General features: G+C 42.3%; 25 protein-coding genes. 17 read left to right on the top strand and 8 right to left on the bottom strand.

What is annotated here, in order from left to right; genetic code table 11:
- Window positions 1–73: 73 nt before the first annotated feature.
- The 3 genes from JF50_RS23600 to JF50_RS23590 are packed head-to-tail and all read left to right on the top strand — an operon-like array spanning window position 74 to window position 3,153.
- A complete protein-coding gene (locus JF50_RS23600) occupies window positions 74–2,626 on the top strand; it encodes an intermembrane phospholipid transport protein YdbH family protein (protein WP_039611742.1) in 2,553 nt (850 codons plus the stop codon).
- 15 nt (window positions 2,627–2,641) lie between these two features.
- Window positions 2,642–2,821, top strand: coding sequence for a YnbE family lipoprotein (locus JF50_RS23595; RefSeq protein WP_023399504.1), 180 nt, complete (start codon window positions 2,642–2,644; stop codon window positions 2,819–2,821).
- Between the two features lie 11 nt (window positions 2,822–2,832).
- On the top strand, window positions 2,833–3,153 hold the full coding sequence (locus tag JF50_RS23590; protein ID WP_039611741.1) for a YdbL family protein: 321 nt from the start codon (window positions 2,833–2,835) through the stop codon (window positions 3,151–3,153).
- A 51-nt stretch (window positions 3,154–3,204) separates the two neighbouring features.
- Here JF50_RS23590 and JF50_RS23585 read toward each other — a convergent pair whose 3' ends face one another.
- Both JF50_RS23585 and waaA read right to left on the bottom strand, forming a co-directional pair.
- A complete protein-coding gene (locus JF50_RS23585) occupies window positions 3,205–3,750 on the bottom strand; it encodes a DUF1415 domain-containing protein (protein ID WP_039611740.1) in 546 nt (181 codons plus the stop codon).
- Window positions 3,751–5,013 (bottom strand): lipid IV(A) 3-deoxy-D-manno-octulosonic acid transferase, encoded by a 1,263-nt coding sequence (gene waaA, locus JF50_RS23580; RefSeq protein WP_039611739.1) that lies wholly within the window; start codon window positions 5,011–5,013, stop codon window positions 3,751–3,753.
- Between the two features lie 145 nt (window positions 5,014–5,158).
- Between waaA and JF50_RS23575 the strand changes: the two genes are divergently transcribed.
- The 3 genes from JF50_RS23575 to hldE all read left to right on the top strand — a co-directional run bounded on the left by JF50_RS23575 (window position 5,159) and on the right by hldE (window position 8,699).
- On the top strand, window positions 5,159–6,598 hold the full coding sequence (locus JF50_RS23575; protein ID WP_235423505.1) for a capsule assembly Wzi family protein: 1,440 nt from the start codon (window positions 5,159–5,161) through the stop codon (window positions 6,596–6,598).
- Between the two features lie 62 nt (window positions 6,599–6,660).
- Window positions 6,661–7,254, top strand: coding sequence for a D-sedoheptulose-7-phosphate isomerase (locus tag JF50_RS23570; RefSeq protein WP_039611738.1), 594 nt, complete (start codon window positions 6,661–6,663; stop codon window positions 7,252–7,254).
- Window positions 7,251–8,699, top strand: coding sequence for a bifunctional D-glycero-beta-D-manno-heptose-7-phosphate kinase/D-glycero-beta-D-manno-heptose 1-phosphate adenylyltransferase HldE (gene hldE / locus JF50_RS23565; protein WP_039611737.1), 1,449 nt, complete (start codon window positions 7,251–7,253; stop codon window positions 8,697–8,699). The genes JF50_RS23570 and hldE overlap by 4 nt, the downstream gene beginning before the upstream one ends.
- Here the strand turns inward: hldE and JF50_RS23560 are convergent.
- Window positions 8,696–9,421 (bottom strand): 3-deoxy-D-manno-octulosonic acid kinase, encoded by a 726-nt coding sequence (locus tag JF50_RS23560; protein WP_039611736.1) that lies wholly within the window; start codon window positions 9,419–9,421, stop codon window positions 8,696–8,698. The genes hldE and JF50_RS23560 overlap by 4 nt on opposite strands.
- Before the next feature lie 128 nt (window positions 9,422–9,549).
- Here JF50_RS23560 and JF50_RS23555 point away from each other — a divergent pair, with 128 nt between their 5' ends.
- From JF50_RS23555 to glpG, 6 genes are all read left to right on the top strand, one after another.
- On the top strand, window positions 9,550–10,593 hold the full coding sequence (locus JF50_RS23555; RefSeq protein WP_039611735.1) for a glycosyltransferase family 9 protein: 1,044 nt from the start codon (window positions 9,550–9,552) through the stop codon (window positions 10,591–10,593).
- Window positions 10,590–11,138 carry a D-glycero-beta-D-manno-heptose 1,7-bisphosphate 7-phosphatase gene (gmhB, locus tag JF50_RS23550; protein ID WP_039611734.1) on the top strand — a complete coding sequence of 183 codons (549 nt, stop codon included), beginning with the start codon at window positions 10,590–10,592 and terminating at the stop codon, window positions 11,136–11,138. Before JF50_RS23555 ends, gmhB begins: the two co-directional genes overlap by 4 nt.
- 309 nt (window positions 11,139–11,447) lie before the next feature.
- Complete coding sequence (locus tag JF50_RS23545) at window positions 11,448–12,644, top strand: glycine C-acetyltransferase (protein ID WP_039611733.1); 1,197 nt, start codon at window positions 11,448–11,450, stop codon at window positions 12,642–12,644.
- A 42-nt stretch (window positions 12,645–12,686) separates the two neighbouring features.
- Window positions 12,687–13,715 carry an L-threonine 3-dehydrogenase gene (tdh, locus tag JF50_RS23540; RefSeq protein ID WP_039611732.1) on the top strand — a complete coding sequence of 343 codons (1,029 nt, stop codon included), beginning with the start codon at window positions 12,687–12,689 and terminating at the stop codon, window positions 13,713–13,715.
- Between the two features lie 85 nt (window positions 13,716–13,800).
- Complete coding sequence (glpE, locus tag JF50_RS23535; protein WP_039611731.1) at window positions 13,801–14,118, top strand: thiosulfate sulfurtransferase GlpE; 318 nt, start codon at window positions 13,801–13,803, stop codon at window positions 14,116–14,118.
- Window positions 14,082–14,939, top strand: coding sequence for a rhomboid family intramembrane serine protease GlpG (glpG, locus tag JF50_RS23530; protein WP_419177525.1), 858 nt, complete (start codon window positions 14,082–14,084; stop codon window positions 14,937–14,939). Before glpE ends, glpG begins: the two co-directional genes overlap by 37 nt.
- Here the strand turns inward: glpG and JF50_RS23525 are convergent.
- Window positions 14,917–15,312 carry a flagellar basal body-associated protein FliL gene (locus JF50_RS23525; protein WP_039611729.1) on the bottom strand — a complete coding sequence of 132 codons (396 nt, stop codon included), beginning with the start codon at window positions 15,310–15,312 and terminating at the stop codon, window positions 14,917–14,919. The genes glpG and JF50_RS23525 overlap by 23 nt on opposite strands.
- A gap of 155 nt (window positions 15,313–15,467) precedes the next feature.
- Here JF50_RS23525 and JF50_RS23520 point away from each other — a divergent pair, with 155 nt between their 5' ends.
- Window positions 15,468–16,007 (top strand): chorismate--pyruvate lyase family protein, encoded by a 540-nt coding sequence (locus tag JF50_RS23520; protein ID WP_052262731.1) that lies wholly within the window; start codon window positions 15,468–15,470, stop codon window positions 16,005–16,007.
- Window positions 16,004–16,867: a 4-hydroxybenzoate octaprenyltransferase gene (gene ubiA, locus JF50_RS23515; RefSeq protein WP_039611728.1), complete on the top strand. Its 864-nt coding sequence runs from the start codon at window positions 16,004–16,006 to the stop codon at window positions 16,865–16,867. Before JF50_RS23520 ends, ubiA begins: the two co-directional genes overlap by 4 nt.
- A gap of 55 nt (window positions 16,868–16,922) precedes the next feature.
- Here the strand turns inward: ubiA and JF50_RS23510 are convergent, their stop codons facing one another.
- The 3 genes from JF50_RS23510 to JF50_RS23500 form a co-directional block, all read right to left on the bottom strand.
- Window positions 16,923–17,831 (bottom strand): LysR family transcriptional regulator, encoded by a 909-nt coding sequence (locus JF50_RS23510; protein ID WP_039611727.1) that lies wholly within the window; start codon window positions 17,829–17,831, stop codon window positions 16,923–16,925.
- A 110-nt stretch (window positions 17,832–17,941) separates the two neighbouring features.
- The gene (locus JF50_RS23505) at window positions 17,942–19,468 is read right to left on the bottom strand and encodes a DUF3369 domain-containing protein (protein ID WP_039611726.1); all 1,527 of its coding nucleotides are present in this window, start codon (window positions 19,466–19,468) and stop codon (window positions 17,942–17,944) included.
- 57 nt (window positions 19,469–19,525) lie between these two features.
- A complete protein-coding gene (locus JF50_RS23500) occupies window positions 19,526–19,924 on the bottom strand; it encodes a DUF2721 domain-containing protein (protein ID WP_023399523.1) in 399 nt (132 codons plus the stop codon).
- Window positions 19,925–19,959: 35 nt separating this feature from the next.
- On the opposite strand from JF50_RS23500, the gene JF50_RS23495 reads away from it, so the two are divergent.
- The 3 genes from JF50_RS23495 to tsaD are packed head-to-tail and all read left to right on the top strand — an operon-like array spanning window position 19,960 to window position 21,941.
- Window positions 19,960–20,307 carry a putative signal transducing protein gene (locus tag JF50_RS23495; protein ID WP_235423504.1) on the top strand — a complete coding sequence of 116 codons (348 nt, stop codon included), beginning with the start codon at window positions 19,960–19,962 and terminating at the stop codon, window positions 20,305–20,307.
- Window positions 20,300–20,899: a YjaG family protein gene (locus tag JF50_RS23490; RefSeq protein WP_039611725.1), complete on the top strand. Its 600-nt coding sequence runs from the start codon at window positions 20,300–20,302 to the stop codon at window positions 20,897–20,899. Before JF50_RS23495 ends, JF50_RS23490 begins: the two co-directional genes overlap by 8 nt.
- Window positions 20,900–20,924: 25 nt before the next feature.
- Window positions 20,925–21,941 (top strand): tRNA (adenosine(37)-N6)-threonylcarbamoyltransferase complex transferase subunit TsaD, encoded by a 1,017-nt coding sequence (gene tsaD, locus JF50_RS23485; RefSeq protein WP_039611724.1) that lies wholly within the window; start codon window positions 20,925–20,927, stop codon window positions 21,939–21,941.
- Here the strand turns inward: tsaD and plsY are convergent.
- Entirely contained in the window at window positions 21,938–22,534 is a 597-nt protein-coding gene (gene plsY / locus JF50_RS23480) for a glycerol-3-phosphate 1-O-acyltransferase PlsY (protein WP_152614628.1), read from the bottom strand. The genes tsaD and plsY overlap by 4 nt on opposite strands.
- Between the last annotated feature and the right edge of the window lie 17 nt (window positions 22,535–22,551).

The raw sequence follows: 22,551 nt of genomic DNA, 5'->3' as shown, positions 1-22,551 counted from the left end.
ACGCTCTTCTACATTACATTGTGTGCATGATGGCTTAAACTAATCTTTCTGATGGAAAATAGTTTAGGAACGAATGCGACGTTTTTTAGTATACGTTGGGATAAGCTGCTGCTTATTACTGATCACGGCTTTTATTTTTCGATCGCCTTTAAGTCTTGCGGTTGCCAACCTGTATTTAACACAAGATCAAGGTCGGCTAAATTGTTTAGAGTGGTCTGTCACAGGCTTCTCTGAAATACACATTAGCAAGGTGTGTTTCAGGCATGAGCAAGCCAATGTAGTCGGTGAGAATATCTCCCTAACGCCTGACTTAATCGCAGTCCAGTCGCTGAGGGTTGAGCAAGTCTCAGAGACCTCGACGCAGCCGTCTAAGCCTTTAAAAAAACTTTCATTGCCTTTGTTGAATGCTCGACCACTGTTGTTGATAAACAATGCAGTTATAGAATCAACGCAGCTGCGTCAGCCATTGAATATCTCAATCAATGAAACAGCGTTCAATACATTTGATATCAAGGGCGATGTATTCGCGCAAGTCACCGTCGCATCAGACACCATTAAGGTGAATACTCATTTATCAAGTGCCGGTTTTACGCCGTATTTTCCAGCGCAAATTCAGCGCGTGTCGGGGCAATTATCGGTCACATTCGATGGTATACAAGCCGATCTAGCAGCCAACTTGAAAGCGCATATTGTAGATAATAGCGTCGCAGATTGTCCGGTTGAGGCGCATCTCAGTGGAGGCGTGTCTAGCCGCGTTAATGTAAATACACTCGGTGCCAATATTGATTTATCGATGTTAGATATGCGTCTCAATGGTAAAGCGTGCAAGGGGGTGATGCGTCTCCAACACTCTCTCCCGGCAGATGTGTTGAGCACGAGTTGGCAGCTGTCCGTGCCTAAACCATTTTCAGCAACCATGAGCCAACTTGAAATTCCCGAGCTTCGCTTGAATGACCACAATGATAAGTCCTCAATAGAACTCAATAACGCATTGCTTGGCATGGTCCAACAAACATTCTCTGCCAATCTGAAAGTGAGCCATCAACATGAGCTGGGTTGGTTGGCGCTTCAATCAAAGCTGCAAATTGAGGACAGTCGCCTATCAACTCAGGGGGATTGGCTAATCAGTAGCGCATCGCTGGGCTTTGACGATGCTGTAACGGTCCAAGATATGGTTAGCCAAGGAAATTTTTCCTTGTCAGGCAAACTTGGAGAAATTATCAAGGTTTATTTAACAACACACACATCGATCGGTGAGCTGACAAAAGCGCAAGCGGGCTTTGATAACACTGAGTTGAATGTAGATACGCGCTTCACCGTGGACATGGGTCATTTGGAAACAGAGTTGGATCAAGCGTTTGAAGTGGAACTATTGAAAACAGACATGACCGCAGAGCGCTATCGATTTGAAGACGTATCGGGCAAACACATTTTAATTGAGGGTAAACTTAATTTAAATGCGCAGCAAAAATTGAATGGGGCGCTTGATATTGAAGTGGGGTCGTTCAAGCGAGCACAGCTTAGAGGTAAAGACATTGCACATACCATGCTATTTAACAGTGATCTTAATGAGACTGAATTTGCCGTGCAATTTGATGGAGAAACGCATCTTGGCTTAGTGGCCACACCTCAGTTATCTTTTAGGCATGGTGTTTTAACCTCAACGGGGCGTTTTGCAGATCTGTTAACGTTAGAGCATGTCCTTCACCTCGATGAACTAGAGGTATTAGCGAAGCAGAAAATAGGGCCACAGTTGAATGAGCTGGATGTGACGATACCGGATCAAAGCTTTTTAACTTTACAGCCAATAATTCAACAACTTGACCCTAAATTACAACTTAGTGAAGGGACAATCTCAGCCAAGTTGAAAGGGGATATGACAGCACGTACCTATCTTTTTGATATGACCTTGGAAGAAGGCGGTATTTTGTATGATTCCCATTATTTGAGTGGGATAAATATGCCTATTACAGGCAGAATGCAAGCTGATCAAATCACGATTGAAGAGTCTCTAGTGGGTATTCAAGAGATCCGTTCTGGCGCTGTCATTGAAAATGTGCAAGCAATCTTATCATCTTATGGAGGCAAGCCGATGTTGAGTAACATCAGTGCGTACATATTTGATGGCCAGCTTAGTGCTGAGCAGGTAAGTCTCTCAACAGATGATCAACGCTTTTTAGTCGAGGCTGAGAACTGGGATCTTGCAGTGATTGCCAATGCGGCAAAAAATGCAGGCGTTGAACTAAGTGGACGTGTTTATGGGCAATTACCTGTGACGGTAATCGATGGAAAACTAGAGATCCATGATGGTAAGCTGAATAACATTGATGTGGGTTTACTGAGTATTGAAAATAACCAGTCAGTTGAGGCGTTGAAAGCACAGCAGCCGAGCTTGGAAACTGCTTTTGGTATGTTGGAGAGGTTGAACATCGAAAAGCTATCAAGTGATGTGAATATGACGTCCGATGGTTGGCTAGACTTAGGCGTGCAAATAACCGGAGTCAATGAGCAACAAGGGCAACCAATTAACTTTAATTACACACACAAAGAAAATATTTTTCAGCTATTTAGGGCGTTGCGTTTGAGCGATGAAATCACTAAAGAAGTTGAAAAAGCATTAAACTAACAGGAGCAATAAGGCATGAAATGGATGCTAACTTTGATGCTGGTTTTAGTCACTTCAGCTTGTACGCATAAAGTGCAGGTTGAGACAAAAGAACCGATTACCATCAATTTAAATGTAAAGGTTGACCACGAAATTCGTGTGAAAGTAGACAAAGAGCTAGACGACTTGTTTAGTGATGATAGCGAATTATTCTAAGGAGTGAGAACATGAGAGCAAAAATTATATTGACCACAATCGCAGCTGCATGTATGAGCTTTTCTGTGATGGCCTTGTCATTAAATGAAGCAAAATCACAAGGGATGGTGGGCGAAAATGCAGCAGGTTATTTAGGGGTAATTAAAGGCTCTAGCGACGTGAAGAAGCTTGTTGCGGATATCAATAAAAAGCGCAAAGCGAAGTATCAGCAATTAGCGAAGAAAAACGGGATTAGCTTGTCACAGGTAGAAAAACTTGCTGCGGAGAAAACGTATAAAAAGACTTCTTCTGGGCACTTTATCCAAGTGAATGGTAAGTGGGTGAAAAAGTAGTGTCAGTTTGGAATAACTGCGCCAAATAGCGCAGTTATTCTATTGAACGTTTTACTTTTTGTGCGTGCAGCTAACCAGTAATTGTTGCCAAAACGCTTCACCTTTACGCCTAGCCAGACGAATATTATTGTCTGGGATGGATTCTGGATCTTCATAGGTTTCCAGTGCAGCCGCCATACTCACTTCTCTGATCAGATGCAATGTCGGGTAGGGGGCGCGATTAGTATAGTTGGCAGGGTCATCTTCATCGCTGTCCGCAAAAACATAGTCTGGATGAAAGTTAGCAATTTGATAAACGCCCTCAAAACCTTGTGCACAGAGTAGTGCATTTGCCAAATCAACCAAATCTAAAAATGACTCGAAGTCAGTAAAGCCATGTGAAAAAACCAGCAGAGTGGTTTCTCTCGATGCGTTTTGATTCAGCTCAAAACATTGTTCCAACATATCCATGACTGCATCGTCATGACTGATGGCCTCGCTGATGTGATAATGGATGGCGTTCTGTTCCACTTCTTTTCTGGCAAAGGGGCAAAAGTTGTATTTGACGATGACATTACTCACCCAGTTTTTCATCGTATTGATTATGTGTTCACTCATTTACTGCTCCAGTAGTGAATCGATAATATTGAGGGTGCGACTGATTGCGCCTTGGTTTAGTGCCAGGCATGCATGCGCCTGTTCGCCAAGTGACTTCGAGGCAGTGGGATCAGTTAAATATTTGTTTACATGCGCAAGCAACTCAGATTGATCTGAGCAAATTTGTGCGCCTTGCTGAGCAATGAGCTGCGGATAAATATGAGAGAAATTATAGGTACTAGGTCCACTTAATACACCGACGGCACTTGCTGCTGATTCTAAAGGGTTATGGCCACCTCGTTCAATTAAGCTCCCCCCGATAAAGGCAATTTGGGCACATCCGTATAGAAACTTCAGTTCACCGAGGGTATCAGCGAGGAGAACTTGGCAGTTTGAATTATATGCCTTACTGCGACGGCTAATACGAAGCTCAGCGTCGCTTAATAAGTCTGCGACAGGGTCAAATTGCTCAGGGTGACGTGGCGCGATGAGCAATAAAGCCTCGGGTATCTTTTCTAGTATTTTTTTGTGTACGGCTATGACTTGTTCATGCTCACCTGGATGCGTTGAACCGGCTATCCAAATTGGCCGTTGCCCCAACTGAGCGCTTAAATCATGCATCCGTTGCAGATCATGGTCATCAAGTGTGACATCAAATTTAATTGACCCTGTAGTGTATACGCGCTCTGGCGGCAGGCCAAGCGCGACAAATCTGTGTGCATCTTCTTGATTATGACTTGCCAGCACCGTGATGTGACTCATGATATGTCGAGTTAAAGGCGCGACTTTTTGATAGCCTCGGTATGATTTTTCAGACAGCCGAGCGTTGATGACGGCAATAGGGCATTGGTGCTGATTGGCATAATAGAATAGGTTTGGCCACAATTCAGTTTCTAAGACAAGTAGTAACTTTGGTTTTAGCGCTTTGATAAAGCGGCGAGCTGCAAATCCAAAATCAATGGGGAGGTAGCAGACAGAGACTGAATCTTTAAATTGTTTAGTAATTTCATCACGGCCAGTTGGTGTATTACAGGTAACGATGATTGAATCACTTGGGTATTGTGCGCTTACTTTTTTAATCAATGGTACGGCTGCGAGTACTTCACCAACTGATGCGCAATGAATGATGATGGCCTGTCGCGGTAGGCGCGGATTTGCGGTACCAAAACGTTCACTAAAATGCGCTTTGTAACCGACGTTTTTTTTACCCCTGATCTGATATAGGTAAAACGCAATAAGTGGCGCAAGAAAAATTAAAATTAAGGAGTAAATAAGTCGAATCATAGTGTCAGGGCAAAAATAAAAGCATAGTTTAACGCGCTTGTTGCTTAATGGAAATTACCATAACAATTTTACACATATCGGAACGTGCTCAAAAGCACTAAATTTGCTAGTATGCTCGCCCCTGATTATTTTTGAAAGAAATATAATGTTGTCAATTTATAAGAAGTTGTTGTTTGCTGTTTCTTTACCCTTGTCTTTTGTCGCTCAAACGGCGTTTGCGATGCCTACGGCTTATCTCCCTATTGGTAAAGATAATATTTTAGAATATCAGATCGAAAAGATGTTCACGCTGACGGCTGTCACTCCGATGAGTAAGCCTTATCGCATTTCAGAAATTAACCAACACATTGTAAAGCTTGGCAACATAGATCCTGCATTGCAAGCAAGTATTCGAGCGCGAATTGCACCCTATCTTCAAACCGATGCGATCACTCGCAGAGGAATTAAATTACGAATAGATTCAGGCGAAGAGCAAAGAATTGCCAATGATCGAGGTAATTATTCGAGCGAATATGCTGAGATTTCGCTAGATGGTATTTATCGTGGTAGCGATAATTCTTTATTACAGTTTGGCGCTGAGTATCGCGTCGAAGCTGGCAGGTTAGTGCCTTATAATACTTTTTATGCGCTGGGTGGAGAGAATTTGCAACTGAATATAGGTTACAAAGAGCATTGGTTTTCGCCCTTTAAACATTCAGCTCAAGTGTATTCGACAAACGCTCAGACGCCTTTATCTGTCTCTTTGGGGCTCAACTCACCACTAAGTAATTGGTGGAACTTAGATTTTGAATTCTTCTATGCAGAACTAGAGCATGTTGAGAAAGGCATTCATTACCAAAACAAACGACACGATGGTACGCCTAAATTGGCAGGTACACATGTGAGTATTGAGCCGCTGACCAACTGGAAAATAGGTATTAACCGAATGATGCAATTCGGAGGTGGTCCAAGGGAAGTGTCTGGTAAGGATGTGTTGAAAGCATTTTTTGACCCTGCAGGCAACGATAATAACGCATTAACCGGTGGCACTGACAGCGAACTTGGCGATCAATGGGCGACAGTCACTACGTCTTTTAAAACTGATTGGTATACACCTGTTGAGTGGTATATCGAGCATGGCGGTGAAGATACCCGAGAGCATAAAAACTATTTATTTGGTAACTCTGTGACCAGCTATGGCTTTTACATGCCAGAATTAACGAAAGATGTCTCGATGCGCTATGAGTTTTCAGATATTAGTGAGCTTTGGTATACACACCATATCTACCCTGCGAAAGGTAATAGTATCAATGATTTCGTGTTGGGTCATTTTGCAAGTAATCACCGAGTATTTAATCATGGCGTAGCGACGCAGAGTCAAGTGATTGAAGTCACTTATGCAGAGAGCTTTGATTCATTGTGGCGATTAAAATGGACCACAGTAGATAACCAGAATAATGAGAAATATGATTACAAAAAGCAAAATGAAATCCAGCTCTCTAATTCTAGAAAAATTGATGACTATCAACTAGAAACAAGCCTAACAGTGGGCAAAGATGTGTTTGGAGAAAATTACACTTGGCTGTCAGTCAATGTATACTGGTAATACACGGGTAATAATTAAGAAATAGCACAATTTTTGGGCTTGTAAGAAATTGAAGGTTCACTATGTCAGTCAATGAACAAATTGCAAATAGCTACTTGGACAGTTTAGAACGCCACATGGCATTATTTGCCAATATGGCCAATTATCATCAAGAATCGGTAGCACTTTTAGAGGCGTGTCAGAAAACGCTTGCTGCGGGCGGAAAGGTTATCTGGTTTGGCAATGGTGGCAGTGCGGCGGATGCGCAGCACCTTGCTGCAGAGTTTGTAGTTCGATACAAATTAGAACGTGGACCATTGGCATCAATCGCGTTGACGACAGATACATCTATTTTAACTGCACATAGTAACGACTACCACTTTAATACCGTGTTCGAAAGACAGGTTCAGGCGTTATGTAAACCAGAGGATCTGGTTATTGGACTGACAACTTCTGGTACCAGTGAGAATATCAATTTGGCTTTGGCTGCCGCTAACGAAATAGGTGCGTTCACAGTGGCATTAACTGGCCGCCAAGGTGGTGAAGTTAAAGACATCGCTAAATTACCAATTATCATTAATTTTGACGAAACAGCGCGTATTCAAGAAGCACATATGTTTATTGGGCATTGGCTTTGTGAGGCTGTGGACCTGTCAATTGCGGAGCAAAATCAATGAACTTAGCTGCCTTACAAAACCTTCACAACGCTAAAATTTTGGTTGTGGGTGATGTGATGTTAGATCGATACTGGCATGGAGATACTGGCAGGATCTCTCCGGAGGCACCTGTTCCAGTTGTTAAAGTGAGTAGCTTAGAAGATAAAGCGGGTGGCGCGGCTAATGTTGCGAAAAATATAGCGCACTTGGACGGCAAAGTAGGGTTACTAGGCTTGATTGGCCAAGATGAAAATGGTCGCAAGCTCAACAGTATTTTAGAAGATGAGAGTATTGATTCTCAGTTGGTTAGTGTTGATACCTTGCCGACGATAGCCAAAATGCGCGTGATAAGTCGTCATCAGCAGGTTGTTAGGCTGGATATGGAAGAGCAGTTCTTACCTGAGCATAGTGCATTACTCACTGAGAAGTTAAAGTCAGTTATTGAGGCCTATGAGTATGTTCTGTTCTCTGATTACAATAAGGGTGCGCTTGCCAATATCAAAGAGATGATCGAGGTAGCAAAACAAGCAGGAAAAACGGTGCTTGTAGACCCTAAAATGAGCGATTTATCTGTTTATCGTGGTGCTGATTTTATTACTCCAAATCTCAATGAATTTAAGTTGGCAGGCGGGGATGTAAGTACTGAGTCAGCACTCACTAACAGTGCAAGGCAGCTTATCTCTGAGGCAGGCATTGGTGCAATGTTATTGACTCGCTCTGAGCAAGGGATGTCACTCATCTCTGCTGATGATAAGCATGACTTTTCTGCACAGGTGCTAGAGGTTAGCGATGTGACTGGCGCTGGCGATACCGTGATTGCGACACTGACGACGATGCTCGGCGCTGGGATGAATGCGAAAGATGCGGTAGAAATGGCAAATTTGGCGGCAGGTATTGTCGTTGGAAAGCTGGGCGCTGCAACAGTTTCTCCTGAGGAACTCAGTGCGAAGCTGAGTCAATACTTGAGGGAAACAGGCGAGCACTATCAAGCCCCATTTGAAGATGTGTTACAGCACATTTCGTTTGCTAAGCAAAGTGGCGAGAAAATTGTGTTTACTAATGGGTGTTTTGATATTTTACACGCAGGCCATGTGCGCTATTTAGCGCAAGCTAAAGCGATGGGAGACCGTTTAGTAGTTGGGTTAAATAATGATGAGTCGATTTCTCGCTTAAAAGGTGCGGACAGGCCAATTAACCCATTAAACGAGCGTGCGATGGTGATTTCAGCGTTGGCATCGGTTGATTGGGTTGTTCCTTTTGGGAAAGAAGAAGAAGGCGATACCCCTGCTAACTTAATAGCGACGATCAGCCCTGATGTATTGGTCAAAGGGGGCGATTATAAGGTTGAAGAAATCGCTGGCGCTGATCATGTATTGGCACAAGGTGGTCAGGTTGAGGTATTGTCTTTTCTAGACGGCTGCTCAACCTCAAATGTCATTAAAAAAGCACGCTTAAGTAAAAGTTAGCTTTTTAGATGTGTTTGGTAGGCACTACTGAGCGTTTGCCAATCTGCCTCTTCAAAAAAGAAAGTCGGCCACTTGCCGGCTTCTTTTTTAAATGAACGGGCTAATCTGTCTATATTCGCTTGTTGCCAAGTGCCCTCGATATGACGTATATCACCTTTATCAAAGTCAATCAGGTTAACGTGTCCTTGGTCATCGAACAGAATATTATTGATATTGAGATCATCATGATAAACACCTTTTCGGTGAAAATCCGCGATGGTTTTGCCCACAGCCATGAGCTCGTCTTTTGTTGCAGAATTTTGCTTAAGTTTTTCACACAGACTTTGTGCACCAGGGATCGCCTGAGTTAGTATGTCCGCGCGGTAAATACCAAACGTCACTTTGACATAGGCTGCAATAGGCACTGGTACGGGGAGCTGTAACTCTTTAAGTTGTGTGAGAAGTTTAAACTCTTTAAACACTCTGGTCTTTTCGAGACTTAAAAATAAGTACTGGTCACTGAGTAACTTGCCGATTAAACCGCCTCTCCAATAGTGTTTTAAAACGGCAATATTATCATTCTGATATTGAATAAACCAAGCTGGGGCACGGCCCAGCTTGCTATTAACGACCGCATCTTTTTGTCGCCAATGTTCAACATTAAACCAGTCGCGGGTAATGTTTAATTCGCTGTCTAGTGGCGTTAATATGAAATGATTGTCAGTGTTGTCTATTTTGAGCATAAGAGGCTTGCAAAATGGTAATATGCGGCAAGTTTAGCGACTTTTTCTCTAGAGTGAAATGCACAAGTGTTGCAAATCGAGACGATTAATTTAAGATCATGCGTTCTTAAACTGATTGGGTAAGACGAGTGTCAAAAACAATTTCTTCTATTTGCGTGCTTCGGCTATCAGCTATCGGCGATGTCTGTCATGCAGTGTCAGCTGTTCAAGCGATTCAACGAGCACATCCTCAAGCGAAGATAACCTGGGTGATTGGTAAAGTAGAGGCGATGTTACTGGCCGACTTACCGGGCGTTGATTTTGTGGTGTTTGATAAAAAACGCGGCAAAGCGGCTTTTAAGGATTTGAGAGCTCACTTTAAAGGGACACAATTTGATGTATTATTGCACATGCAAGTGGCTTTTAGGTCTAATGTTGCGGCGCTGTGTATTCCTGCGAAGGTGAAGATAGGTTTTGATAGTGCGCGTTCAAAAGAGCTGCACTCGTTAGTCGTCAATCAACGTATCACACGTCAAACGGAGCCTCATGTATTAGAGGGCTTCCACCATTTTGCGCAGGCAATAGGGGTTGAGTCTCAACGACCGACATGGAAAATGCCATATACAGTAGAGGATGAGGAGCAGGCAAGATCACTGTTAAATGGTCTTGAACGGGTGTTTGTTATCTCACCGGCTGCAAGTAAACAGGAACGAAATTGGTTGCCAGAGCGGTATGCTGCGCTTGCAGATTATGCTGCAGGGCAGGGGTTTAACGTGGTTCTAACAGGTGGCCCAACTGAATTAGAAGCCAGTTTGAGTGCGGCTATCGTGAAACATGCACAGTGCAATATTTTAAATCTAGTCGGCAAAACGGGATTAAAAACATTATTGTGTGTGCTTAAAGAAGCAAAGTTAGTGCTTGCACCTGACACAGGTCCTGCTCATATGGCTGTGACGGTTGGCACGCCTGTTATCGGTTTGTATGCACATTCAAACCCTAAACGTACCGGGCCGTATTTGTATCAGCACTATGTTGTTGAGGTGTATCATCAAAATGTGCTTAAGCAAAAAGGTAAGCCTGTCAGTGAGCTGCCGTGGGGCACTCGAGTAAAAGGCGCAGATTTAATGGCACAAATTAGCGTTGATGATGTGACAGCGATGTTTGATAAAGTCGTTCAGCAAGAGAAATTATGAAATCTAAAGCAGTATTCTTAGATAGAGATGGTGTGATCAATCATGATCATGCTTATGTACATGCCATTGAAGACTTTGAGTTCATCGACGGCGTGTTTGAGGCATGTCAATACTTTACAAGGTTAGGCTATAAGCTTGTCGTAGTGACGAATCAATCTGGTATTGGTCGCGGATATTATGATGAAGCTCAGTTTCAGCGCTTAACGCAGTGGATGTGTGAGCAATTTAATAGGCAAGGTGTTGATATTTCAGGGGTTTATTTTTGCCCACATCACCCTAAAAAAGCATTACCGCAGTATTTGCGTGATTGTGACTGTCGAAAACCAAAGCCAGGCATGTTATTACAAGCGATTGAAGAGCATGATATCGATCCGAAAAACAGCATTATGGTTGGAGATAAAGCGTCAGATATGAAGGCTGCCATTGCGGCAGGCGTGAAGACCAAAATACTGGTGCGTTCAGGACAAGAGTTCACTATCGAGGATGAATCATTTGCAGATTTTGTTTGTGACTCTTTGGCACAGCTGCCCCAAAAATTAGGCTAACGCCCATTTAGCTTTACGCTCACATAAAACAAGATAATCACAATCCGTGCATTTAGCTTGCGAACCTTTTAAAATATACTCAAGTAATTTAACTCATTCATACAACAAGTGGGTAATTGGCTTGAGTATGACTTTTCATTTGGTGTGTATCCTTTTAATTGATTTAACCTGAGTTTCAACGTCTATCGAATCGAAACAACATTGCATTGAGTTAAATAAACTATGCAGTATTCGAGGCATCATAGTCGTGTGTTCACCTCAGAAGCAAAATTAGGCGTACACACTCCGTGCAACCAATGGAGACTCTACATGAGATCAGCGGCATTTTACAGCCAACTTCAACAACAAATAGAAGAAGTGAAAGCTGAAGGCTTATATAAAAAAGAACGCATTATTACATCACAACAGCAAGCAGAAATCGCTGTATCAACAGGTGAAAGCGTTATTAACTTTTGTGCAAACAACTACCTAGGCTTGGCTAACCATCCAGATCTGATTGCCGCAGCACAAAGCGGTTTATCTGATCATGGTTTTGGCGTTGCATCTGTACGTTTTATTTGTGGTACTCAAGATATTCACAAGACGTTAGAAGAAAAAATCAGTGAGTTTTTGAAAACTGAAGATACGATTTTATACTCGTCATGCTTTGATGCTAACGCTGGCTTATTTGAAACGATCCTTGGCCCAGAAGACGCAATTATCTCAGACTCTTTGAACCACGCATCTATTATTGATGGTGTGCGTCTGTGTAAAGCTAAACGCTTCCGTTATGCAAATAATGACATGGCTGATTTAGAGAAGCAGCTGATTGCTGCAACCGAGGCGGGCGCTAAAACTAAGCTGATAGCCACTGATGGTGTTTTCTCAATGGATGGTGTTATTTGTAACTTAGCTGCTGTGTGCGATCTTGCGGATAAGTATGATGCACTTGTTATGGTCGATGACTCTCACGCAGTTGGCTTTGTTGGCGAGAATGGTGCTGGTACAGCTGAATATTGTGGTGTTATGGACAGAGTGGACATTATCACTGGTACGCTTGGTAAAGCACTGGGTGGTGCATCGGGTGGCTACACATCAGGTAAAAAAGAAATTGTAGAGTGGTTACGTCAACGCTCACGTCCATATTTGTTCTCTAATTCATTGGCACCATCAATCGTGACGGCATCAATTAAAGTGCTTGATATGCTTAAAGATGGTAAAGCGCTTCGTGATCAACTATGGGAAAATGCAGCTTACTTCCGCAATGAAATGGAAGCCGCTGGTTTTACGTGTGCAGGTAAAGATCACGCAATCATTCCAGTTATGCTTGGTGATGCAAAAGTCGCTGCTGAAATGTCAGATAGATTACTTGCTGAAGGGATTTATGTGATTGGTTTCTCTTTCCCTGTCGTGCCTAAAGGTCAAGCTCGTATTCGTACGCAAATTTCAGCGGCACACACTAAAGAACAATTAGATAAAGCGATTGCTGCGTTTATCCGCATTGGTAAAGATTTAGGTGTGATTTAATTGCTAGGTGCTACCGCACCTACTTTCTAACGAGTGAACATTATGAAAGCATTATCCAAGTTGAAAGCTGAAGAAGGGATCTGGATGACCGATGTGCCAAAACCTGAAATGGGGCACAACGACTTACTGATCAAGATCCGTAAAACGGCAATTTGTGGCACCGATGTCCATATTTATAAGTGGGATGAGTGGTCTCAAAATACAATTCCAACCCCGATGGTCGTGGGCCATGAGTATGTGGGTGAAATTGTCGATATGGGCCAAGAGGTTCGAGGCTTTTCTGTAGGTGATCGTGTTTCAGGTGAAGGTCATATTACTTGCGGACATTGCCGAAACTGTAGAGCCGGTCGAGTACATTTGTGTCGCAACACCATTGGTGTAGGGGTTAATCGAGAAGGCTCATTTGCTGAATACTTAGTGATCCCGGCTTATAATGCATTTAAGATACCTGATAATATTTCAGATGAATTAGCATCGATTTTTGACCCATTTGGTAATGCTGTACATACGGCTCTATCATTTGATTTGGTTGGTGAAGATGTACTCATCACTGGTGCAGGTCCAATTGGTATTATGGCGGCAGCGGTTGCTAAACATGTAGGCGCGCGCCATGTTGTCATAACCGATGTGAATGAATATCGACTAGACCTTGCACGTAAGATGGGAGCTACTAAGGCTGTCAATGTGGCAAGTGAAAGCCTTGAAGATGTGATGGAAGAACTAGGTATGACAGAAGGCTTCGATGTAGGCCTAGAAATGTCGGGTGTACCAGTTGCATTCAATAGCATGCTGAACAACATGAATCACGGCGGTAAAATTGCGATGTTGGGTATTCCACCAAGTGATATGGCTGTTGATTGGAACCAAGTCATTTTTAAAGGCTTGGTTATCAAAGGCATTTACGGACGTGAAATGTTCGAGACTTGGTACAAGATGGCAAGTTTGATTCAGTCTGGTTTGAACCTAGAACCTATCATTACCCATGAATTTAATGTGGATGATTTCCAGCAAGGCTTTGATACAATGATCTCAGGTCAGTCTGGTAAAGTGATTTTAGACTGGACAAAGTAATTTAAGTCCAACAGGCGGCTTTAAATTGTACTTTCCTTTGTATGAGGTATTGTATTAATTGAGCCGCTTTTTTAATGAGAGAGATATGGCTTTTAAACATATTAGTATTGAACAAACACAAGCATTAATCGCACAAAATAACGTGGTTGTTGCAGATATCCGCGACCCTAACTCGTTTGCTGCGGGACACATTCCTGGTTCAGAGCACCTTTCAAATGAAAATTTAGCCCATTTTATGCAGGAAAAAGAGTTTGAACAGCCCATTATTATTGTTTGTTATCATGGGATCAGCTCTCAAAGTGCTGCGAACTATTTAGTTGAGCAAGGCTTTGAAGATGTTTACAGTATGGATGGTGGCTTTACCCAATGGGAGCAAACACTCCCAGAACACATAGAAAAATGAAGCTGCTTGGCTCCTTTTCAGACCCTAGAGCGGTTCAAGGAGCCGTTGATTATCTGAGAACACTTGGGATAGAGAGCCAGTTATACAGTGAAGATGGACGGACTGTGTCAGTTTGGGTACAAGAGAGTGACTTGCAGACAGCTCAAGCTGTTTGGCACGAGTTTCTCAAAAACCCTTACCATGAAAAATACAGCAATGCGTCTTGGCAAGTGGGTCAGACGGATGGCGCATTAAAATATCAAGGAACACAGCTAAATTTATTCCAACGTTTTATTCGACTAAACTGGCTCATACAGGCAGTCGCAATGATTGCTTTGCTTGTTTATGTCAGTTTTTATTATTTTACGCCTAATGCTGTGTTTGAAGCCCTCAAATTTGATACTAATCACCCATGGAGTTGGCTAACTCCTGCTTTTATGCACTTTGGTGCTGTACATTTATTGTTTAACTTAAGCTGGTGGATTTTTTTGGGTAACCAAATTGTCAACAGAGCAGGTTTTATCATTTTACTCTCTCTTTTTACCGCCAGTGCATTATTGAGTAATTGGGCTCAGTTTTTACTTGTAGATGAAAACTTTGGTGGGCTCAGTGGTGTTGTTTATGCACAAATGGGGTTTTGTTGGATTTACTCACGCCTAAATAAGCATGAGCAGGCTATTTTGTCTAAGCCTATTATTGGTTTTATGCTAGTGTGGATGGTACTGGGGTTTACAGATGTGTTATTTATCAGTATGGCAAATTGGGCCCATCTAATTGGTTTATTAATAGGAATGAGCCTTGCCGCAATGATGTATCGGACTAGTGATACAGGTACTTCGTAAATAATACTTCTCTAATGATCTCTTGACCAGTCTCGTCTTTCAATAGAGATTTCAACTTTGCTGCACATCGTTTTCTTATTTCTTCTCTACCCGTCAAAGATTTTATGGTCTCTTCTGGCTCTTTACTCAAGATCTGTACGATGGCATCTCTTAGCAGGGGCGTATGGTGCTCAACCACAGCAATATTTGCAATATCGTCTAACATCAAGTCTATCGTTACACGAACATAGCCTAACTTTTTATTTGACTGGCCAATATAGTTCGTAATGATGTCTGGCTCAAAGCCATAATAACCCACGCTAGACTCAGCTTTGAGTTGAAAGCTTGTAGTACTTGCCATGAGTGCCGCAATTAATAAGAGAGTACGAACCATAATCGTCTGAAAATACGTAACTAAATGTCAACAATATCGTTAGTTTATACTTAAATTTAAAGCATGAACAGGCAGCAATAAGATAATCACGAACTTTTTTGCGTTGCTAAGCTTTGTTATCATGGCTTTGGTTTAGTCTTGAATGAATTATCGAATTGTTAAAAAGTCCTATTTCTTTAGATTTTAATTGGGGGAGCTTTACCCAAGTTATTGACAAAGCTCCAGTACAAATACATGAGCGACTCGTTGAGCAAGGCTCTTTGACGGCACTACTAAAAAGCCAGAGTAGCAGTTTTAGAGTCGGCGTATTGGGAGAGCAACCGCTCGTGCCACCTCAGTACATCAGGGAGGCCTTAGGAGAGCAAACGGAGTTGGCGATATGCCGAGAGGTTTTATTATTTTGTGATGAGCAGCCACATGTATATGCACAAAGCTGGATTTCATTGGAAGCAAACGAGCACGGCTTGCAAAATCTAGGTGATAAACCCCTTGGTGAGAAGTTATTTGAACAGTCAATATGGCACCGAGGGGAGTTGGAGGTGAGCTGTGTTGATGATTTGCAAGCGCGGGCACAGTTATGCGAACTCTTTGGTGTAGAAGAGAGCCCTGTGTTTGCTCGACGTAGCGTATTTACGAAAGGTTCTGCTAAAGTTTTGGTGTGTGAGATTTTTAACAGTGAGATCATAAATAAATGAAAAGTGTCTCGTTGCAATATGCAAACATTTCTGAATATAAACAGTTGATGCGACTTGATAAGCCAATTGGCACGTTTTTGCTGTTGTGGCCCACTATGTGGAGCTTGTGGCTCGCCTCAGAAGGTATGCCCAGCTTATTGCACATAATTGTATTTTCCCTGGGCACTTTCCTAATGCGCAGTGCTGGGTGTGTAATTAACGATTATGCTGATAGAAAAGTAGATGGTTCAGTGAAAAGAACGGCAATGCGACCGCTGGCTCGCGGTGCAGTTTCAGAGCGTGAAGCGCTTTCACTGTTTTTTGCGCTCATTTTGGCTTCTTTTGCACTTGTACTCACTTTAAATTGGCAAACGATAGCACTGTCGGTAGGGGGAGTTGTCTTAGCTGCTTTATATCCCTTTATGAAACGTTATACACACCTGCCTCAGGTGGTTTTAGGCGCTGCATTTAGCTGGGGGATCCCGATGTCCTTTATGGCGGCAACAGGGGAAGTACCTATGATCGCATGGCTGTTGTTTATAGCAAATCTGCTGTGGACCGTGGCATACGATACCATGTATGCCATGGTTGATAGAGATGACGATATTAAAATTGGCGTTAAATCCACGGCGATTTTATTTGGTAAGTGGGACAGGCACATTATTGCATTATTGAATATTAGTTTTTTGCTGTGCATGTTAGCGGCTGGCTTATATTTTGATTTGAGCCTCTGGTATTGGATTTCACTTGCGATTGCTTGTCTCATGCTGGTGTATCTACAGCGTGAAATTACGACTCGCAGTAGGGAAGCTTGCTTCAAAGCATTTTTAAACAATAACTATGTTGGTCTTGCACTCTTTATTGGGGTTGTGGTCAGTTGAGTAATTTGGCCCACACTGAAAAGTGTGGGCGTAGCGCGTCGAGTATGGAGAGGGGTTAAGAATGCACTGGCGCACCGTTTACCTGCAGTTGAGAGGCTGTTTTTTCAATCAACTGAAGTAAGCTACTAACGTGGCTATTGCCGCTTAATTGGTGGTTGGTATTGATGACTAATTGTTCGTGGCTGTTGTCTTTGTTGGTTTTAAGAAGTACCAACTCAGGGTCCTGTGCAATTGTTTTAGAGTGTTCAATACTTGCAATTGCAAAGCTCTGACTGTTCTTCAATCCATCAATTACTTGTGTGATGTTGCCAATTTTCACACTTGTTGATTTGTTTAAACCTTCAACCGCTTCATTTAGCATACTCTGAACCTGCTTAGACTGAGAGAAGCAGCTATACATAGGGTACTGTGATAATTCACCTCTTCGAATACACTCTTGTTGCGCAAGAGGGTGTTGTTTGGACACAAATAAAATAAGCTGGTCAGGCAAATGAATATCACTGATCAAGCTTGTTGCAGATGATAAATACACGCTGATATCTACTTCACCAAGTTGAAGTTTTCTTGTCAGCTCGTGCTCATCCAGCAATTGCATCTCAATTTTAACATTTGGCGAGTCTGCCAAGAATCGGCCACAAGACATGGGGACAATCTCGCTTGCTTTTGCGGTGTATCCCACGACAAGCTTTTGCTGATCTCTGCCAAATAGGCTTTGTTTGATGGTGTTTTTTGTTACATCAAGCTCACTTAGCGTGGCTTTACAGTAATTTAAAAACAGCTCACCTTGTTCTGTTAATTTCACTGAGCGTGTAGAGCGCTTTACTAGCTCACAACCAATCTCATCTTCCAGAGTTTGTATGCTTCTAGTTAAAGCTGATGTACTAATCTGGGTTTGTTCGGCAGCTTGTCTGAAATGACGAAGGTTGCCAAGAGCAACAAACTGCTCAAGTTGTTCAAATCTCATTTGAAATTCCTTTTATTTCAACAAAAATGCAATCATGACGTTGATTTCCTAATACTAATACAGATTAAGGAAACATCCAAGTGAATTTTTTACATTTCGCTTACAAAGTTTTAGTCGGGATAGGTATCTTTAATTAAAATGAATTGTTCCAGATTATTTATAAACAAATCAACTAATTTGGGATCAAATTGCTTGGATTTCTGAGATTTTATCTCTTCAAGTACCTTTTCTAGGGTCCAAGCGGCTTTATAACAGCGTTTGCTCCCTAAAGCGTCGAAAACATCAGCGATTGCAGTAATTCTTCCAACAATATCAATATCTTCTCCTTTTAAACCTTGTGGATATCCTGAACCATCCCACTTTTCGTGATGCTGGTGAGCAATTGTTGCACCACATTGCAGTATTTCATTCGTGGATTTTTTCAATATGTCATAGCCGAGTTGCGCATGCGTTTGCATTATTTCCCACTCATCATTGGTCAGTTTTCCGGGTTTGTTCAGAATGACATCTGGGATGCCTATTTTGCCGATATCGTGTAAAGGCGAAGCCATTTTAATTATTTCAGCTTTGTAACTATTAATCCCATACAACTCTGCAAGTAATTTGCTGTACATCGCAACACGTTTGACGTGTGAGCCAGTTTCTTTGGAGCGTTTTTCAACGGCTTCCCCTAAAATGTAAGACAGCTCCCTTTGAGATTCTTTGACTGTCTCCCTTAATTTGATGTTGTCATGGGCCAAAGCGATGTTATTCGCAAAAAATTCAAGCAGTTGGCAATCAGTACTACGCAGTGAGCTCTCTTTACTGACGTATAGCATGGTTTCAAGTCCGCCTTTGGACGTAAAGTAGCCAACATATTCATTGCAAGACTTGCAAGAAGTTTTTCTATTATGCGTTTCGATGAATAAATTTCTGACGTTACTCGGAATTTTATCTGAGCTCGGCTCTACACCTTCTCCTGATGCTGCTAATAATTTGAACTGAGAACCTGAGTCAGTCTGTTGATTAGTTGCTGCTGCACAATAAATTTCTGAATCGGAGAGTCCAAGTACTTGTGCGACATGCTCTAAAATAGTCGATGCAAAATCTTGTACATTGTCACACTCTAAAAAACTCGAAGATGCTGCAATGATCCTCTCTAATCCTTTTTTGTGCAACTCGATGGTTTGAATGTCTCGATGAGAGCGCAGTGCCGAATACAGCAATGTTTTAAGTTTTACAGCGGTGAGTTCGGTTTTATTTTTATAATCGTTGATATCATAGTCACGTATCACGGATTCTTCAGGGGCTTCGCCTGGTTGCCCCGTTCTGAGAATTAATCGAATGTCATGGTTCGCCATGTCATTGCGAATAAATTTGATTAAATCTAACCCCGCGTGATTATTTTCCATGACCACATCAATCAGGCCAACGGAGATACAGTCTTGATCTTCCAAAATTTCCATGGCTTGCTTGGCGGAGTAAGCGTGATGAAATCGTAGTGACTTTTCTTCGAACTTAAAGTCAGACAAAACTAATTTGGTAACCTGATGAATATCCTCTTCGTCGTCTACAACCAACACGTCCCAAAAAGCGTGCTCTTCAGGCTGTGAAGCTTCTTCCCTTAGTTGCTCATTTGAAAAAAGAAAACTGCTCACACATGACCTACCTTTAATCGTTGATATTGTCAGTATAGTAAGGTCAATACGAGTTGCTTACTCTTGCAGTGGCTTTTTTTCAATATTATTAAGTTCGATTTCTATTGCGTCACATGAAATGTGGATCTCGTATAAAGACAGCATCAGTGATCCGATGAGGCAACATAAGCTGACGCCAAATAAGATTATGCCAAGTAAGTTAATATCGATAAACAGTGCAAACATAGATAAAGTGCATAAGATGAATGAGAATACGCCCCATACTTGCATGAGCCTTATGAGCTTAATACGCTTTTTTAGGTTGTTTATTTGTTGTACGACTAAAGGACGCAAGGTATCTCCTTCACGTGCGTTTAGCTCTCTTATTAACTGCGCAAGTACCAAAAAGCGATTGGTATAGGCGAGTAACAACAGTGAAATAGCGGGAAATAATAACCCTGGGGTGGTAAGCGTCATAGAGCTCTTCCAATTTACACACTACAATATTGTTTATGATAGCAAAATTAGCATTGAGTGTGATGGTTGAATTAGAACAATGGTGCTGTATTTTCAGTACAGATAATATGATCGAAGCCCACTTGGTAAATGGCCTATTACATCAGGCTCGCATTAAAACCAGCATGCAAGGTGAGGCGCTGTCTTCAACCTTGGGTGAGCTGCCTTTTGCCGACAATACCATTAAGATCTTTGTTCCTGCGATAAAGTTGCCCCTTGGAGAAGAAATATTGGTAAACTATCGCCAGAAAAAATCAAAATTAGATTGGCAGTGTCAACACTGCAATGAGCTCAACGGCTCAGCGTTTGAGTATTGTTGGCATTGTGGAAAAGAATATGAGTAAAGCAAACAACTTTCAGCGCATTCGTGAGCTGAACTATTTACAAAAAGCAGTATTAGCGGCTGCTATTTTGGAGAGAATGACACCTAACTATGGGCTGTTTAGTGAGGCTACAGGGTTTGGTGATGAGCAAGTATTTAGAAATGCGTTGAATTTATGCTGGGAAAAGCTGTTATTGCCTAAAAGTAAAATTAGCCTAGAAAAGCAAGTTGAAAAAATAGAACCCAATGTACCAGAGTTATCTGATTTTGATATGTTTGGTACTTACCCCGCGATTGATGTTTCGACGGCACTATTGGGATTTATTCAAGGGCTCATGACTAAAGATGAGATTGAGTTTGTCAATGTTGCAAAAATCTCGCAGGCCACGGTGGCGCGATACATTGAATTTCTCTTCGCCCAAGAAGATGTTATCCCAGATAATAAGCAAGTTCGTGAGCACCCGCTCATGCAATATGAAATTGAAGTATTGGGTGAGCTTATCGACTTTGTTGAGCAGATGGGGCGTATTACTTCTGAAAATGTGAAGCAATTAAAAGCGCAAGCAATAATCGATGGACAAACCAATATTGGTTTAGCCATTGAGAATATGTAGTTAAAGAATGTAGTGGAGAATAAGATTGCGTATTTTAGGTATTGAATCTTCCTGTGACGAAACAGGTATAGCTATTTATGACGATGAACAAGGGTTACTTGCCCATCAGCTATACAGTCAGGTTAAAGTGCATGCCGATTATGGTGGGGTTGTTCCTGAGCTTGCCTCTCGAGATCATGTTCGCAAAACTATCCCATTAATCGAAGCGGCTTTTGAGCAGGCTGGGTGCGGCCCTGAATCTCTAGACGGTATTGCGTATACCGCAGGTCCGGGTCTTGTTGGTGCCTTGCTTGTGGGCACCTCTATTGGGCGCTCTTTAGCATTTGGTTGGAACATACCTGCGGTTGCAGTACACCATATGGAAGGGCACTTGCTGGCGCCAATGTTAGAGGATGACAAACCAGAATTTCCTTTTGTTGCATTACTTGTATCTGGCGGCCATACCATGATGGTTAAAGTGGCTGGGATCGGTGAGTACGAGATTTTAGGTGAATCAGTTGATGATGCAGCAGGTGAAGCCTTTGATAAAACAGCCAAATTGTTAGGCTTAGATTATCCTGGCGGACCATTACTCGCAAAGTTAGCAACCCAAGGGACACCTGAGAAATTTGTATTTCCTAGGCCGATGACAGATAGGCCTGGTCTAGATTTTAGTTTTAGTGGTCTCAAAACCGCAGCTGCTAATACCATAAAAAATGAAGGTGATGATTTACAAACTAAGGCTGATATTGCGCATGCATTCCAAAGTGCAGTGATTGATACATTGGCCATTAAGTGTAAACGCGCGCTAAAGCAGACAGGAATTAAGCGCTTAGTGATTGCCGGTGGTGTCAGTGCCAACGTTGAACTAAGAACAAAGCTTGAGCGAATGATGCAGGGGATGAGAGGTCGAGTTTATTACCCTCGTACTGAGTTTTGTACAGATAATGGTGCAATGATAGCGTTTGCTGGTATGCAGCGTCTCAAGGCGGGCCACACCGCGCCACTGGATATGAAGACGCAGCCACGTTGGCCATTAGACAGTCTACCAGCCATCTCTTAACCTTTTTTGGCAGCTTTGTTGCCGACTTTAGGCTCCTTTCCTTGCAGGAGCCTAGAGATATTTGCTCGGTGCCTGAAAATAATCAACAGCGTTAAAAAGCCAACTGGCAATGTGTATTGAGGTTTTATTAGCCATGTGTAAAGCGGTGCTGCCGTTACTGTGACGATAGCGGCGAGTGACGAATACCGAAAGGCCCACAACACAGTCAGCCAAGTTAAAATGAGTAACCCCGCGAGAGACAAACCAATTGGTAGCAGTGCGCCAAATGCGGTCGCAACTGCTTTTCCACCATTGAAATGGAAGAAAATCGGATAAATATGCCCAAGACACGCACTTACAGCGACAGCACCAAGCCAAATAGGTTCGATGTTTAAAAAGTAAGCGCCCCAAACTGGGATAGTTCCCTTTAATACGTCAAAAATAAGTACCAATGCGGCGGGTACTTTACCTCCAATACGCAAAACATTGGTTGCGCCTGGGTTATTTGAACCAGAAAAGCGTGGATCAGGCAGCGAAAAAAGCCTCGAGATTAAAATTGCAGAGGAAATAGAACCAAATAAATAAGCACAAATACACATTAAAATGACTAACACAAGCTTCCTTATTTTTT

Origin of the sequence: Pseudoalteromonas luteoviolacea (genome assembly GCF_000814765.1) — a bacterium.
GTDB classification, from domain to species: Bacteria; Pseudomonadota; Gammaproteobacteria; order Enterobacterales; family Alteromonadaceae; genus Pseudoalteromonas; species Pseudoalteromonas luteoviolacea_H.
This window is presented reverse-complemented; position numbering and strand designations above follow the sequence as displayed.

Excerpts from the sequence above, each read along its gene's own strand:
- glpG (WP_419177525.1), top strand. The coding sequence starts at position 14,082 with ATGGGAGCAAACACTCCCAGAACACATAGAAAAATGAAGCTGCTTGGC.
- JF50_RS23570 (WP_039611738.1), top strand. The coding sequence starts at position 6,661 with ATGTCAGTCAATGAACAAATTGCAAATAGCTACTTGGACAGTTTAGAA.
- JF50_RS23560 (WP_039611736.1), bottom strand. The coding sequence starts at position 9,421 with ATGCTCAAAATAGACAACACTGACAATCATTTCATATTAACGCCACTA.
- waaA (WP_039611739.1), bottom strand. The coding sequence starts at position 5,013 with ATGATTCGACTTATTTACTCCTTAATTTTAATTTTTCTTGCGCCACTT.
- JF50_RS23595 (WP_023399504.1), top strand. The coding sequence starts at position 2,642 with ATGAAATGGATGCTAACTTTGATGCTGGTTTTAGTCACTTCAGCTTGT.
- gmhB (WP_039611734.1), top strand. The coding sequence starts at position 10,590 with ATGAAATCTAAAGCAGTATTCTTAGATAGAGATGGTGTGATCAATCAT.
- JF50_RS23495 (WP_235423504.1), top strand. The coding sequence starts at position 19,960 with ATGATAGCAAAATTAGCATTGAGTGTGATGGTTGAATTAGAACAATGG.
- JF50_RS23500 (WP_023399523.1), bottom strand. The coding sequence starts at position 19,924 with ATGACGCTTACCACCCCAGGGTTATTATTTCCCGCTATTTCACTGTTG.
- hldE (WP_039611737.1), top strand. The coding sequence starts at position 7,251 with ATGAACTTAGCTGCCTTACAAAACCTTCACAACGCTAAAATTTTGGTT.
- JF50_RS23545 (WP_039611733.1), top strand. The coding sequence starts at position 11,448 with ATGAGATCAGCGGCATTTTACAGCCAACTTCAACAACAAATAGAAGAA.
- JF50_RS23510 (WP_039611727.1), bottom strand. The coding sequence starts at position 17,831 with ATGAGATTTGAACAACTTGAGCAGTTTGTTGCTCTTGGCAACCTTCGT.
- JF50_RS23525 (WP_039611729.1), bottom strand. The coding sequence starts at position 15,312 with ATGGTTCGTACTCTCTTATTAATTGCGGCACTCATGGCAAGTACTACA.
- JF50_RS23585 (WP_039611740.1), bottom strand. The coding sequence starts at position 3,750 with ATGAGTGAACACATAATCAATACGATGAAAAACTGGGTGAGTAATGTC.
- glpE (WP_039611731.1), top strand. The coding sequence starts at position 13,801 with ATGGCTTTTAAACATATTAGTATTGAACAAACACAAGCATTAATCGCA.
- JF50_RS23590 (WP_039611741.1), top strand. The coding sequence starts at position 2,833 with ATGAGAGCAAAAATTATATTGACCACAATCGCAGCTGCATGTATGAGC.
- JF50_RS23600 (WP_039611742.1), top strand. The coding sequence starts at position 74 with ATGCGACGTTTTTTAGTATACGTTGGGATAAGCTGCTGCTTATTACTG.
- ubiA (WP_039611728.1), top strand. The coding sequence starts at position 16,004 with ATGAAAAGTGTCTCGTTGCAATATGCAAACATTTCTGAATATAAACAG.
- tdh (WP_039611732.1), top strand. The coding sequence starts at position 12,687 with ATGAAAGCATTATCCAAGTTGAAAGCTGAAGAAGGGATCTGGATGACC.
- JF50_RS23575 (WP_235423505.1), top strand. The coding sequence starts at position 5,159 with ATGTTGTCAATTTATAAGAAGTTGTTGTTTGCTGTTTCTTTACCCTTG.
- JF50_RS23490 (WP_039611725.1), top strand. The coding sequence starts at position 20,300 with ATGAGTAAAGCAAACAACTTTCAGCGCATTCGTGAGCTGAACTATTTA.